Here is a 13,748-nt window from a genome sequence, read left to right on the forward strand (position 1 = left end):
AAAAATCAGAGCATTCCATACTTTCAAAGTAAATTTAAAATGAGTTAAAGCCTTGCAATACATATTTTGCAATACATATTGATGGAGATCAATCTTGAATCTCAATCTTGAATCAATTAAACTCACAATATTTTTTTTATAACGTTCATGCTCATTCATAGGGTACATCAATCAAGCCCAATAAACGGGTGGTGAATATCATAAGGAATGGTGCCACCAAAACCGTTCCAATGAGTTGTCCCACAGTGGAGCCCAAATAGGGTATTCCCTGGAGTGCATTGAAGATAAGCTGTTTAACTATGTAAAACACTATACCCGTAATGATAGTAACCAGGAGCATGTTTTTCAGGCCTACCTTTCTTATCTTTTCAAAGACCTGGGGCATGTTAAATCCCCAACGGATGCTTCCATCATGATGAGCCATAGTTAAAATCGCCCCCTGCATCATGATATTAAAACAGATGAAAAAGATCACCAACCCTATGATCAGTGCATATTCCATGAACAGGCCTAAATCAAGGTTGGTAAAGGTTGCAAATTCAAAAATTCCGACGATCAGCAGTATCAACGGTAAAATAAAATAAACTATGAGAATCAGACTCTCCTTTATTCCATGGACAAAGAGATTTAAGGGATGGTGAAAACCAGGTGGACTGGTTGATCCTTCAACTGTTTCCTCCACTATACGAAACCCGTACCCTATTTCAATAAAGGACAATACTGTAATAACTCCCACTATTGAGGCAATTATCAAAACATCAGATATGCTGCCAATTGTATAAACTGAGTTTAAATCAGTAACATGGTCAGTTAAAACCAGTATTAATCCCAGTATCAAAAAGTTACGCCAGTCTGAAACTGCATATACCATCGCATCCTTTAAAATAGTTTTTAATTTTCTATTGGCAACCACAAATATTCCCATCCTATAAAGTACCCTGACACTATAGTAACTGCAATTAAGGATCTAAGATTTTAAGAAGCATTTCAAATTTTCTTCTGAAACTTTACCCTGAATTCATTATCAAGTTCTTGGGCAATTACAATCATCTATGGCCTGGTTTTCTTCGTTTTAACTGTTAAAAACACCAGAATATGATGATTACTAATTTTATTGTTAGTTCATTACCTAAAAAAATAGGTATAATTAATTAGTTATATCGTTCATAGCAAACGATCTGACCGGTAGTTTTTCTTGGTCTTGGATCCGGGCTTTCGTCTGGATATCCAAGTGTGAACATTGCCACAACTCTTATACCAGTTGGTATTCCCAATGTTTCCTTCACTGCTTCTTCACTGAATGCTCCCAACCAGCAGGTTCCAAGTCCTTCCTCCACAGCTTCGAGGACCATGAATGAAACTGCAATTGACAGATCTACTGTGTAAGCAGGCTGTCCACACGGCATTACAGATGCGGATTCTGTTGAGCATGCCACAATTATCACGGGTGCTTCCTGGATAAATTGCTGACCGTTGGCTGCAGCTACAAGGTTTTTTCTCGTGTTTTCATCCCTCACCACCAGGAACTTCCATTCCTGACGATTTGCAGCTGAAGGTGCCAGTCTTGCTGCTTCTAATATTTTATCAAGCTTCTCTTCCTCTACTTCCACATCTTTGTATCTTCTTATGCTTCTTCTATCCTTTATCGCTTCAAAAACATCCATAGAAAAACATCTCCCCCATTTTTCATCCAGATAAATCTCAAACCCCACTTAAATTTGATTAACCATAGAAAGTTTAGGTTTGAGTATGCTTCAGCTCCTTTCTATAAATATTTGAAATAGATGTTTATTTTTATCTAATTTAACATCAATAAATTTTACTTAAATGAAAATCTAAAAAAAGAGAACTTCATTGAGGATATATTTTCTAAATTTTAGTTGATTTTCTAAATTGTTGAATAATCTATTCTAAATTTTTATCTACTTAGTAAATTTTACATAAATTGAAAATTATATGGTGAACATAAAATTATCAAAGATAATAGGATTCCATTAAAAGGAGGAAAAAAATGTCACACAGCATAATAAAGGAAAGATTCAATGAATGCGCCGAAGAATACGATAAACAGCGCAGAGCCCTTATTCCTCATCTTGATGAATTTTACGCTACAGTGGCTGATCTGGCCCGAAGTGAGGTTCCAGGGCCGAAAATACTGGATCTTGGAGCAGGTACAGGGTTGCTCACAAAACAACTCTTTAAAAGATACAGACGGGCCGAATTAACCCTCATAGACCTTTCTGAAAATATGTTGAACATGGCAAAGCAGAGGTTTGAAGGTTTCCCCAACTTCAACTACATAAATGGGAACTACCTTGAACATGATTTTGATAATTCATTTGACATCGTGACATCCTCACTTTCAATCCACCACCTTGAAAACCGCGATAAAAAGGTTCTCTACGGTAAGATATATGATATCCTGAACGATGGCGGAATATTCATCAACGCGGACCAGGTTCACGCCCCAAATCCGCAAAATGAAAAGGAATACCAGAGAAAATGGTGGGAGTACATAGAGGAGGGTCCACTTACTGAAGCTGAGAAAAAAGCTGTTTTGAAAAGGATGGAACTTGACAAACCCGCAACCCTCGAAAAAAACCTGAAATGGCTTGAAAACATCGGGTTTAGGGATGTGGATGTTTACTACAAGTACTATAATTTCTGTATAATGTACGGTAAAAAATGATAACCAAAATGAAAAGTCAAACTGTAAATGAAGTTATAATATCAACTGAAAGACAAAAAAATGGGGTAAAAATAAGGGCAGGAGTTTCAAATGTTGTTTAACGAACGTTTAGATGAATTTGCAAGGGAACTGGGTGCAGATTTTGTTGGTGTGGCTGACCTTTCCAGTGCACATGAGGCCATTGAAGAGCAGGGTGGGGAGAGAATTGCTGCTTATCCCCGGGCAATTTCCATTGGAATCGTACTTCTGGACACCATTATCGATGAGCTTCCCCACAGGTGCGAACGCTGTGTAGCTGTCAGCTACCAGCATGCCTACGATGTCACGAACCTAAGGCTTGACCTTATAACCTCACGTTTGAGCAATTCAATCCAGAAAGATGGTTACAAAGCCCTTCCAATACCTGCATCAGAACGTTGCGATGATGAACGCATATGTGCAGTTTTTTCAAACAAAATGGCGGCTCATTTAGCTGGTTTGGGTTGGATAGGTAAAAGCTGCCTTTTAATCACACCTGAGGCTGGTCCAAGGGTCCGATGGGCAACTGTGCTGACAGATGCGCCTTTAAGTGTTACAGGAGAACCTATGGAAGAACGCTGCGGTAAATGCACTGATTGCATGGACATCTGCCCGGTATCTGCATTTACAGGGAGAAATTTCAGGGAAGATGAGCCAAGGGAGGCTCGTTACAATGCCAGAAAGTGTGAGGAATACTTTGAAGATATGAGAAAGACTGGAAGTACAGCAGTCTGCGGCCTCTGTGTTTACGTCTGTCCACATGGGCAAAAACAGAAATGATTTTTTAATAATTAACTAAAACAATGGATAAATAAAATTAAGAATTGATAAATCAGAATTAAAAGATTTTTAGGAAAAATTAAATTAAAATTTTTAAGAAAAATAAAGTTTTAACAATATTAATGTATGGATCTAAGGATGGTAACAGCGAAAACAGCAGCTCCAAATCCATTATCTATGTTCACAACTGCAATTCCCGGGGCGCATGATTGAAGCATTGCATAAAGTGCCGTAAATCCTCCTTCTCCAACTCCGTATCCAACGGATGTTGGCACGCCAACAACTGGAATATCCACAAGACCTGCTACAACAGATGGTAATGCTCCTTCCATCCCTGCAACCACTATAATTACCTTAACGTCTTCCTCGATCATTTTCCTGACGTGAGAAAATAGCCTGTGGATTCCTGCAACTCCCACGTCGTACGCCCTTACCACTTCACATCCTGCTTCCTCTGCAACTACTCTGGCCTCTTCTGCAACTGGAATATCTGAGGTACCTGCTGTTATTATGCCAATTTTACCTATTTTCTCGATTTCATGGTCCCTGATCACTAAGATGTTGGCTCTTTTATTGTACTCCAGTTTAAAACCTTTATCAGTTAACACCGTTAGATCATCTTTTATGGCATCGTATCTCTCATTTTGAAGTCGGGTTACAATTACGCGCCCCTCACTTGCCAGGATTATTTTTACGATCTCCTCGTCATCCTTACCCTCCGCAAAAATTGTTTCTGGAACGCCTGTTCTAACATCACGGCCTGTGTCTAACTTTGCAAAATCCTCTAACTCCAGGATCTGCGAGGTTTTAAGCATTTTTTCAGCTTCTTCTGCCGAAATTTCCCCGTTTATAAGTTTTTGAAGTATTTCCCTCATGGTATCACTAATCTTATCTATCCCAATATATAAAGTTGAAATGTTAAAAACAATTCTATAGGATCTAGATACTTAAATAAATTTTATTTATTAAAATAAGTTCATAGATTCAATATCAGAATCTGATTTTTAAGGGGACATAGATTTTAAAAAGAGGAGAACCTTTTTAAAGCGGATAAAACCTACAGAATCACTTTAATATATTACATGAATAAAATATATGGAATCCTTAAAATTGGAATTAACACATGAGATGATTAAGTCAAACAGATCCGAATTAATCACATGCAAAATAGTGAGATGCATATCTACAGGAATATCATTGGAATAATTGAAAGATCATTGGAATATGTAACCAGATCAGTATAAAACTTACAATCAAAACTTGGGGTATGAAGTTGGAAAAAGCCAGAATCTTAGTACAGGGAATAGTGCAGGGAGTTGGATTCAGACCCACTGTATACAGAATAGCAAAGAGCATGAATCTCACAGGATACGTGCGCAATCTTGGAAATATCGTTGAAATCCTGCTTGAAGGAGAAAAAGATGAAATAGAAGATTTTGCAAAAAATTTGAAGCTGAAAAAACCCCCAATATCCAAGATAAACTCCCTAAAAATAGAATGGCTCGAATCCGATGTTTCAGGGGAATTTAACGACTTTGAGATACTGAAAAGCTCTGAAAACTTCTCAGGATCATCCGTAATACCCCCGGACCTTGCAACATGCGACCAGTGCCTTGAAGAGGTTTTAAACAACAAAGACCGCAGGTACAGGTATCCCTTCACAGCCTGCACAGACTGCGGCCCACGATTCACAGTTATAAAATCCATTCCCTACGACAGGGAACGGACATCCATGGACGAATTTCCATTATGCAGCGACTGCACGGAAGAGTACCAGAACCCAGAAGACCGCAGGTACCATGCTGAAGCCACATGCTGTCCAGAATGTGGGCCAGAAGTCTTCTTGTACAAAGAAAACCGTATAAATGTGGAAAATCCAATAAAAGAAGCAGTTAAACTGATAGATGATGGGAATATACTGGCAATAAAGGGTATTGGGGGCACACACCTGGTTGTAAAGACAACTGAAGAGGGGCCTGTGGACGAACTTCGAAAGAGACTTGGAAGGTTTAACCAGGCATTTGCCTGCATGTCACCTGACATTGAAACAATTAAAACCTTTGCAGAGGTTGCAGATTTTGAGGAAAAAACCTTGCTTTCAAGAAGAAGGCCCATAGTTGTTTTAAACAAAAACCAGGATTATTACTTGGCGCCGTCTGTTTCACCAATGCTCCACAACTTAGGTGTGATGCTTCCATATTCTGCACTCCACCACCTTTTATTCCAATACACCCACGAACCTGCATTCATCATGACATCGGCAAACATGCCAGGAGAGCCAATGCTCATAGGAAACAGTGATATAGTTGAGAAACTGGACGGTGTTGCAGATTACTTCCTCCTCCACGACAGACAGATCATTAACCGATGCGACGACTCTGTTGTAAGGTTCAGAGGAGGTGAAATGGCATTTATAAGGCGTTCAAGAGGTTATGTTCCTGAACCCTACAATTTTTCAGGGATCAACAATAAATTGAACGTACTTGCACTGGGACCTGAAATCGACGTCACCTTCTCACTTTTAAAGGAGGGAAACTGCTATGTATCCCAGCACATCGGGAACACAACCAAGTATGAAACCTTCAAGTACCTTCAAAATGCCATAGAACACATGATAAACATAACAAAAACAGATTCTGTGGATGTTGTGGCCTGTGACCTCCACCCAATGTTCTTCACAACCAAACTTGCAGAAAAACTGGGCGATAAATTCCAATGCCCTGTTTTCCCTGTCCAACATCACCATGCACATGCAGCAGCCCTGGCTGTAGATAACGGAGTTGATGAAGTTATGTGCATAGCTGCAGATGGTGTGGGCTACGGAGAAGATGGAACAGCCTGGGGCGGTGAGATACTCCACTTGAAAGGAGGGAAATATGAAAGGGTTGGGAGTTTGATGCCGCAAAAAATGGCTGGTGGTGATTTAACAACCAAGTACCCTATTAGAATGGTTATGTCAATGCTTTATGACCATTACGATATTGAAAAACTTGTGGATCTCATGAAAACCAATTACCGGGACTACTTCAAGCACGGTGAAAGGGAAGTAGAACTTGTGGCCAAACAGCTTGAGCGTGATTTCAACATCAACCAGACCACCAGTACCGGGCGTGTTCTTGATGCAATTTCTTCAGCACTTGGTATATGTGGTGAGCGTACATACGAAGGTGAATGTTCAATGAAATTGGAGTCTGTGGCCCGAAATGGTGCTGATACCCTTGAGATTCCTGTTGAAATTAAAAAACACCATGGAATGGATGTTCTTGACACGACCCAGATAATGCGCTCCCTTCTGGATATGAAAGGATCCGGCGAGAGAGTGCAGGATATAGCAAGGGCTGCCCAGAAAGCTGTGTCTCAGGGGCTTGCGGAGTTAGCAATAAAGGCTGTGGAAAAAACAGATCTGGATGTTATAGGTGGCTCTGGTGGTGTTTTCTACAATGAAGCTGTGAGCATGACCATAAAAGCTGTTGTGGAAGATGCAGGTTACAGGTTCATCCAGCATAAAAATAGCTGTGCAGGTGATGGTTCTGTGTCAATGGGACAGGCTGCAGTTGCAGCATGGCATTACAGAGACTTATAAATTAGATTTTTTTTAATTAGAAGTTATGGGATCTAATTTTAGATCAAGGAATTTAGATTACCTGAAATAAATCTAAAAACATTTATTTTATATAACTAATTTCATAAAATTGGTTGATACTAAAACTAGAGCGTTATAAACGGTACGAACCAACTTAGAACATGTACAACAAAAACAGATAGTTTTAAAGTTATTTAAAGCATAAGCATATTATGAAGTTCATTACGCCTATGTTCGTTATCTTACCTTTTTTTTGGGTTTTCAACTTCAGCTAAAAGCTTTTCTGCATGCCTTTTTGCAACCTCATACTTCTTGATAAGGCGTCTAAGTTCATTTGCAACTTCAGTTTCACCCATACGGATTCTGCCCTCAACATTTCGAAGTTCTGAAAACTCTTCACCTATGATATTCAACTTTATAGACTCAGGACTTATGAATATTTGAATTTCTATGTCCTGGGAGATGTCGTAGTACTTACGGGGCCTTCCACGTTCTATCTTCTGAAATGATGAGCTTAATATTCCAAGTTCTTCCATTGCGCGCAGGTGTTCTATGATTGCCTTTTGACCAATATCAAGTTCCCTCGATATCTCGCTTACAAAGCGTGGCTCTTCTCTTAAAAGGTTTAATATTTCCCTTCTAGTTTTACAGCCCATTACGTCAAGTATTTCTTCAATATCCATCGTTTAACACTCAATTGTTTTTATAATTGTAGTTATTTGTTTTAATATTTAATTGTGCGAAAGGTTTATATAACCTTTGGTAACTATAATAGTTAAAGGTTACTGTTCTTTTTATACCAGATAAAAGGTGAATAAATGACTGATAAACAAGAATTAGAAAAGTTAAAGAAGGATCTGAACCGTCTGGAATCCGAGATCGAGAAGAAAGACAAGGAAATTAAGGATAAGGATGACGAGATCGAGAAAAAAGACGAAAAAATGGAAGATTACAAAGACCAGCTTCAGCGCCTTCAAGCTGACTTTGAAAATTATAAAAAACGATCAGAAAAGGACATGAAGGAATATGTCCGATACGCAAATGAACTTTTAATTTTAAAGGTTATAGATGCCTATGAAGACCTGGGAAGAGCGTTGGAGGCTGATTCCAAAGACCTCAAGGATGGAGTTGACATAATATACAAAAAACTCAAGGACATTCTCAAAGGAGAGGGACTCTGTGAAATCAAAGCTAAAGGTGAAAAATTCGACCCATTCAAACATGAAGCCCTCATGGTTGAAGACAATGAAAACTACAACGACGATTTCGTTATAGAAGAACTTGGAAGGGGATACACCCTGGGCCCTAAAGTTATCAAGTATTCAAAAGTTAAAGTCTGTAAAAAGAAGTAAGATCAAAGGTGCCAAAAAGTATTTAAAAAAGAAAAGTACTTAAAAAAAGACCAAAGATACGAAAAATTCACGTTGAAAAATTTAAAGACTACGTTTGTAAAAATAACTCGTGAAAAAAATATTTAAATTTTATGAAAAAGTTATAAAAAAAAGTATTTTAATTAAGAGGTGAATTTCATGGCTAAGAAAGAAAAAATAATAGGTATAGACCTGGGTACAAGTAACTCAGCAGCAGCCGTCTTAATCGCTGGAAAACCAACCATCATACCAAGTGCAGAAGGTGCAACACAGTATGGTAAAGCATTCCCAAGTTACGTGGCATTTACAAAAGATGGACAAAGATTAGTGGGTGAACCTGCAAGAAGACAAGCAGTTACAAACCCAGAACAGACCATAAGCGCCATAAAAAGGAGTATGGGAACAGATTATAAGGTCAAAATTATGGGTAAGGAGTACACTCCACAAGAGATATCATCCTTCATACTCCAGAAAATAAAAAAAGATGCAGAATCCTTCCTCGGTGAAACTGTAAACAAAGCAGTCATAACAGTTCCCGCATACTTCAATGACAACCAGAGAACAGCAACCAAGGACGCAGGTACAATAGCAGGCCTTGATGTTGTGCGTCTTGTTAACGAACCAACAGCAGCAAGTCTGGCCTACGGTGTGGACAAAGCAGAAGATGAAGAACTTGAAATACTTGTCTTCGACTTCGGTGGAGGAACACTGGACGTTACAATAATGGAGTTCGGAGGAGGAGTTTTCGAGGTTAAATCCACAAGCGGTGACACCAGACTCGGTGGAACAGACATGGATAACACCATAATGAAACACTTGGCTGAAGAATTTAAACGGGACACAGGCGTGGACCTGATGGACGATGACCAGGCAGTTCAGAGACTCAGAGAAGCATCAGAGAAAGCTAAAATAGAACTTTCAACCACCTTAACAACCGACATCAACCTTCCTTTCATAACAGCAACTCAGGACGGCCCTAAACACCTTACAGGCACATTAAAAAGGGCAGAACTGGAAAAACTGGTTGACCCAATCATCAAAAAATGTTCAGGACCTCTTGAACAGGCATTATCAGGCGCTAAAATGAGTAAATCAGATATTGATAAGATCATACTCGTTGGTGGACCAACAAGGATGCCTGCTGTCCAGAAATTCGTTGAAAAATTCATAGGAAAAACAGTTGAAAGGGGAATAGACCCAATGGAATGTGTGGCAATGGGAGCTGCAATCCAGGGAGGAGTCATGGCCGGTGAGGTTAAAGACCTGGTTCTTCTCGATGTTACACCACTATCATTAGGTATAGAAACTATGGGACAGGTTTTCACCAAGTTAATTGAAAGAAACACCACCATACCAACCAAGAAAAGTCAGATATTCACAACAGCAGCTGATAACCAGCCATCCGTGGACATACACGTACTGCAGGGTGAAAGGCCAATGGCACCTGACAACACAACACTTGGAAGATTCCAGCTTGTTGGAATCCCACCATCACCAAGAGGAATCCCACAAATTGAGGTTACCTTCGATATAGATGCCAACGGTATCATGAACGTTTCAGCAAAGGACATGGGAACAGGTAAAGAACAGAAAGTCACAATAACAGCCCCAAACAAATTATCCAAGGATGAAATCGACAAAAAGGTTAAAGAAGCAGAGCAGCACGCAGAAGAAGACAAGAAAAAACAGGAAGAAATCGAAATCAGGAACAACGCAGATTCAATGATCTACACATCAGAGAAAACTCTGGAAGAACTCGGAGACAAAGTGGACGCTGACAAAAAAACCAAAATTGAAGGATTGGTTAAAGAGTTAAGGGAACTTGCAACTGGCGATGACCTGGAAGCAATCAAAGCCAAAACCGAAGAACTGACAAAAACTGTGCAGGAAGTTGGAGCAGCCATCTACCAACAGGCACAGCAGGCACAGGCTCAAGCAGAACAAGAACAGGGCGCTCAGGGTCAAGAAGATGCAAGCCAAAAAAAAGATGACGACGACACCATAGACGCTGACTACAAGGTCAAAGACTAAAAGTGAATTAAGCCCCGAAATCCAGTAAAATGAAAAATAAATAGAGAAATAAAATAAAGCGAGGACAATCCTTGCTTTATATTTTTAATTTATTAAATTTGAATTTTTATACATACGGAATTGAATTACAAATTCATCAGAGGATATGAATTCATCCGTTGGATCATACTTTTATTTTAGCAATTTATAATAGTGCAATTTATAATAATGAATACATTCAATTTTTTAATGCTCATAAACCAATGTTCATAACGTTAACTAAAAACCGTTAACATGATGAAATTTTAGAATTAAGATTAAATACTCAATAAATGAAAATTTGAAGGTAAGATTATAATGGCAGAAAAGCGTGATTATTACGAAGTCCTTGGGGTGGAGAAGGATGCAGATAAAAAGGAAATTAAAAAGGCCTATCGTAAACTGGCAATGAAGTACCACCCTGATGTGAGCGAAGACCCTGAAAGTACAGAAAAATTCAAGGAGATAAGCGAAGCCTACGCAGTCCTCTCAGACGAGGATAAAAGAGGAAAATACGATCAGTACGGCCACGCAGGTATGAACGGATTCTCACAAGAGGACATATTCAACAACGTAAACTTTGAAGACATCTTCAGAGGTTTCGGATTCGGAGGAGGTAGTAGCGGAGGGGGCGGAGGATTTGACTCCATATTCGACCTATTTGGATTCGGTGGTGGCAGAAGGGACGGTTCCCGCCAGGGTGACGATATTGCCTACGAACTGAACATCACACTTGAAGAGGCTGCAACAGGCATTGAGAGGGATATTGAAGTACCCCACAAGAAGACATGCCCACACTGTAACGGTTCAAAGGCAGAACCTGGAAGCAACGTCAAGACCTGTGAAACCTGCGGTGGAACAGGACAGGTTCGTCACGTTAACAACACACCACTGGGTCAGTTTGCAACTGTAAGGCCTTGCAGCGTCTGTAGAGGTGAGGGAAAATTAATAGAAACACCTTGTAAGGAATGCCATGGAAAAGGCATAATAAGGAAAAAGAGCACGATTCACGTTACAATTCCGCCGGGAGTTGACAATGACAACCGTCTGCGCGTTCCTGGTGAAGGTGATGTCGGTGTAAGGGGAGGACCACCTGGAGATCTCTACGTGATGATAAGGGTTAAAGAACACAAGCTTTTCAAGCGTGACGGGGCAGACCTCACCTATCAAATGCCGATAAGCTTTGTTCAAGCATCTCTTGGAGACAGTGTCGATGCACCAACACTCGACGGTGCTGTAGAACTTAAAATACCTGCAGGAACTCAAACAGGCACATCATTCCGTATAAAAGGTCAAGGTATGCCCCATATGCGTTGGAATGGTAAAGGAAACCTTTACGTGAAGGTCAAGATTGTGACTCCAAAGAAACTCAACCCGAAACAGAAGGAACTTCTGCAAGAATTTGCAGATGTAAGCGGTGATGAAATCTACGCCGAAGAAAAGGGATTGTTTGATAAGTTTAAAGATGCAATAAGTCATTAAACACAACCTTTACTCTTTTTTTGAATTTTCTTTTTGAATTTTAAAATTTCATCTGAATTCCAGGATTCTTTGAGGTCTTTTCTTTTTGTGATCTGTTTTTGTGTTTTTTTGAGATGTTTTGAGATTTATTTTTTAAGATCAGTGAACTTCGGGCAAAACTTCTTCTTTACAGAATTCAATGAACTCTTCTTGATTGTTACCTATTTGCTGGATGCATATACGGTCAAAGCCAGCGTCTATGTTCTTTTTTATTTTATCTATGTGTACTTGGGGGTCAGGGCCGCATGGCATTCTTCCAGGTATATCCTCTTTTCTCGCATTTTTTACGAGTTCTTCAAAGTGTGTTTGTGTTGGGATATCCCAGCTTAGACTTCCTTTAATAACCATTAATGGCCAGTACTTGTAAACCAGGTCCATGGCTTTTTTTTCAGTTTCTGCCCAGCTAATTGAAATTTCAGAGTAGCTGGGTTTATCCTTTCCACCTGTTTTTTTAAATATGTCCAGAAGCTCTTTTTTCCCACCACTTACAATTAAGCCATCTCCATTATTTCCGGCAGCAGTAGCAGCTATTGGTCCATCTGCAGCCATGTATATGGGTGGAAGTTCTTCAGGGAGTGTGTAAATTTGTGCATTTTCAACATGATAATAGTAGCCTTCATAATCCTGCATTCCACCTTGCCATAGAGTTCTGATAACATCTACAGCTTCTGTGAGCATGTCAATTCTTATAGGTGCTGGGGGCCAGTGATCACCGTATATATGTTCGTTCAGATTCTCCCCTGAACCTACCCCGAAAATAAACCTGCCTGGCATCATTGAAGTTATTGTAGCTACAGCTTGAGCTACCAGTGCTGGGTGTTGTCTGATCGTTGGGCATGTGACTCCCGTCATCAGACCGAGATCTTCTGTTACTTGGGATATGGCACCTAGTGTACTCCAGACAAATGGACTGTTGCCCTGACTACTGATCCATGGATGGTAATGATCTGATATACTGGCAAAGTCAAATCCTGCTTTTTCAGCAAGTTCAGCATAATGAACAAGTTCCAAAGGTCCAAATACTTCACTTGCAAGTTTAAAACCAATTTCTACCATATTTTATACCTCCAGAATTTTCTAAAGAACTGTTAAAAGTTCATAAAGATTAATAAAAGGCACTTCAAGAGGTTATAAATCCACAAACAATAGGTTTTTAATCTTCTTAATGGTATAATTATGTAAAATATTATTATTATTTGTTTCGTGATCCTCAAAAAACATTAACGATGCATTATAAAAATAATACTGTTACAGAAGTTAATGGGAGGGGCTAAAAATGGGAGATATTGAATTCAATATGGAAAATGTTCAAAAATGCCTATGTCCAGATGCCCAGTGCAAGCTCAAAGTAGCTGCGTGAAAGAAAAACTGGATAAATTAAAAAGTATGAGCGGATCACCAGGTCCTGAGGATGTTCCTGGATTGTATTGTGCAACAGGAAAAGCCAAATGTGGAGACCTTGATCCAAAACAGATGTGTCAATGCGGCAAGTGCGAAATTTTCGCTAAATACGATTTAAGTCATGGTAAACCTGCAGGATATTTCTGCGCAAACGGAAAAGCACAATAAACTCTTTTTTACTCTTTTTTATTTTTTAAATAGTAACTTATGATATTTTTATTTTTTATACACAAGTTACCCCCATTTCGAATCCAAAAATGTCCCCCAGTAAGTTGTGTTTGGAAATATATGGATTAAATCCGGGTTTAACAAGTAAATAGAACTTTAAAATCAATGG

12 protein-coding genes are annotated in these 13,748 nt (G+C 39.3%); 7 read left to right on the plus strand and 5 right to left on the minus strand.

Annotation, left to right across the window (positions count from 1 at the left end; translation table 11 throughout):
- Positions 1 to 151 precede the first annotated feature (151 nt).
- Entirely contained in the window at positions 152 to 913 is a 762-nt protein-coding gene (locus MSWAN_RS11095; RefSeq protein ID WP_227716962.1) for a DUF4013 domain-containing protein, read from the minus strand.
- 238 nt (positions 914 to 1,151) lie between these two features.
- Positions 1,152 to 1,664 (minus strand): nitroreductase family protein, encoded by a 513-nt coding sequence (locus MSWAN_RS11100; protein ID WP_013826745.1) that lies wholly within the window; start codon positions 1,662 to 1,664, stop codon positions 1,152 to 1,154.
- A gap of 347 nt (positions 1,665 to 2,011) precedes the next feature.
- On the opposite strand from MSWAN_RS11100, the gene MSWAN_RS11105 reads away from it, so the two are divergent.
- Entirely contained in the window at positions 2,012 to 2,689 is a 678-nt protein-coding gene (locus MSWAN_RS11105; RefSeq protein WP_013826746.1) for a class I SAM-dependent methyltransferase, read from the plus strand.
- A 90-nt stretch (positions 2,690 to 2,779) separates the two neighbouring features.
- Positions 2,780 to 3,487 carry a 4Fe-4S double cluster binding domain-containing protein gene (locus MSWAN_RS11110; protein ID WP_013826748.1) on the plus strand — a complete coding sequence of 236 codons (708 nt, stop codon included), beginning with the start codon at positions 2,780 to 2,782 and terminating at the stop codon, positions 3,485 to 3,487.
- A 119-nt stretch (positions 3,488 to 3,606) separates the two neighbouring features.
- On the opposite strand, the gene larB is transcribed toward MSWAN_RS11110, so the two are convergent.
- A complete protein-coding gene (gene larB, locus MSWAN_RS11115; RefSeq protein ID WP_013826749.1) occupies positions 3,607 to 4,362 on the minus strand; it encodes a nickel pincer cofactor biosynthesis protein LarB in 756 nt (251 codons plus the stop codon).
- Positions 4,363 to 4,760: 398 nt separating this feature from the next.
- Here larB and hypF point away from each other — a divergent pair, with 398 nt between their 5' ends.
- Positions 4,761 to 7,070, plus strand: coding sequence for a carbamoyltransferase HypF (gene hypF, locus MSWAN_RS11120; RefSeq protein WP_048188114.1), 2,310 nt, complete (start codon positions 4,761 to 4,763; stop codon positions 7,068 to 7,070).
- A gap of 242 nt (positions 7,071 to 7,312) precedes the next feature.
- On the opposite strand, the gene MSWAN_RS11125 is transcribed toward hypF, so the two are convergent.
- The gene (locus MSWAN_RS11125) at positions 7,313 to 7,753 is read right to left on the minus strand and encodes an ArsR/SmtB family transcription factor (protein WP_013826751.1); all 441 of its coding nucleotides are present in this window, start codon (positions 7,751 to 7,753) and stop codon (positions 7,313 to 7,315) included.
- Between the two features lie 135 nt (positions 7,754 to 7,888).
- On the opposite strand from MSWAN_RS11125, the gene MSWAN_RS11130 reads away from it, so the two are divergent.
- The 3 genes from MSWAN_RS11130 to dnaJ all read left to right on the plus strand — a co-directional run bounded on the left by MSWAN_RS11130 (position 7,889) and on the right by dnaJ (position 11,971).
- Positions 7,889 to 8,422, plus strand: a complete 534-nt coding sequence (locus MSWAN_RS11130) for a nucleotide exchange factor GrpE (protein WP_013826752.1) — start codon at positions 7,889 to 7,891, stop codon at positions 8,420 to 8,422.
- A gap of 177 nt (positions 8,423 to 8,599) precedes the next feature.
- On the plus strand, positions 8,600 to 10,471 hold the full coding sequence (gene dnaK, locus MSWAN_RS11135) for a molecular chaperone DnaK (protein WP_013826753.1): 1,872 nt from the start codon (positions 8,600 to 8,602) through the stop codon (positions 10,469 to 10,471).
- A 336-nt stretch (positions 10,472 to 10,807) separates the two neighbouring features.
- Positions 10,808 to 11,971 carry a molecular chaperone DnaJ gene (gene dnaJ / locus MSWAN_RS11140; RefSeq protein ID WP_013826754.1) on the plus strand — a complete coding sequence of 388 codons (1,164 nt, stop codon included), beginning with the start codon at positions 10,808 to 10,810 and terminating at the stop codon, positions 11,969 to 11,971.
- Between the two features lie 138 nt (positions 11,972 to 12,109).
- Here the strand turns inward: dnaJ and MSWAN_RS11145 are convergent, their stop codons facing one another.
- Positions 12,110 to 13,066 carry a TIGR03557 family F420-dependent LLM class oxidoreductase gene (locus tag MSWAN_RS11145; protein WP_013826755.1) on the minus strand — a complete coding sequence of 319 codons (957 nt, stop codon included), beginning with the start codon at positions 13,064 to 13,066 and terminating at the stop codon, positions 12,110 to 12,112.
- 258 nt (positions 13,067 to 13,324) lie between these two features.
- Here MSWAN_RS11145 and MSWAN_RS11150 point away from each other — a divergent pair, with 258 nt between their 5' ends.
- Positions 13,325 to 13,579 (plus strand): DUF2769 domain-containing protein, encoded by a 255-nt coding sequence (locus MSWAN_RS11150; RefSeq protein ID WP_227716963.1) that lies wholly within the window; start codon positions 13,325 to 13,327, stop codon positions 13,577 to 13,579.
- Positions 13,580 to 13,748 lie beyond the last annotated feature (169 nt).

This window comes from Methanobacterium paludis, assembly GCF_000214725.1.
GTDB lineage: Archaea > Methanobacteriota > Methanobacteria > Methanobacteriales > Methanobacteriaceae > Methanobacterium_C > Methanobacterium_C paludis.

Excerpts from the sequence above, each read along its gene's own strand:
- MSWAN_RS11150 (WP_227716963.1), top strand. The coding sequence starts at position 13,325 with ATGCCTATGTCCAGATGCCCAGTGCAAGCTCAAAGTAGCTGCGTGAAA.
- dnaK (WP_013826753.1), top strand. The coding sequence starts at position 8,600 with ATGGCTAAGAAAGAAAAAATAATAGGTATAGACCTGGGTACAAGTAAC.
- MSWAN_RS11125 (WP_013826751.1), bottom strand. The coding sequence starts at position 7,753 with ATGGATATTGAAGAAATACTTGACGTAATGGGCTGTAAAACTAGAAGG.
- MSWAN_RS11130 (WP_013826752.1), top strand. The coding sequence starts at position 7,889 with ATGACTGATAAACAAGAATTAGAAAAGTTAAAGAAGGATCTGAACCGT.
- MSWAN_RS11105 (WP_013826746.1), top strand. The coding sequence starts at position 2,012 with ATGTCACACAGCATAATAAAGGAAAGATTCAATGAATGCGCCGAAGAA.
- dnaJ (WP_013826754.1), top strand. The coding sequence starts at position 10,808 with ATGGCAGAAAAGCGTGATTATTACGAAGTCCTTGGGGTGGAGAAGGAT.
- larB (WP_013826749.1), bottom strand. The coding sequence starts at position 4,362 with ATGAGGGAAATACTTCAAAAACTTATAAACGGGGAAATTTCGGCAGAA.
- MSWAN_RS11110 (WP_013826748.1), top strand. The coding sequence starts at position 2,780 with ATGTTGTTTAACGAACGTTTAGATGAATTTGCAAGGGAACTGGGTGCA.
- MSWAN_RS11145 (WP_013826755.1), bottom strand. The coding sequence starts at position 13,066 with ATGGTAGAAATTGGTTTTAAACTTGCAAGTGAAGTATTTGGACCTTTG.
- MSWAN_RS11100 (WP_013826745.1), bottom strand. The coding sequence starts at position 1,664 with ATGGATGTTTTTGAAGCGATAAAGGATAGAAGAAGCATAAGAAGATAC.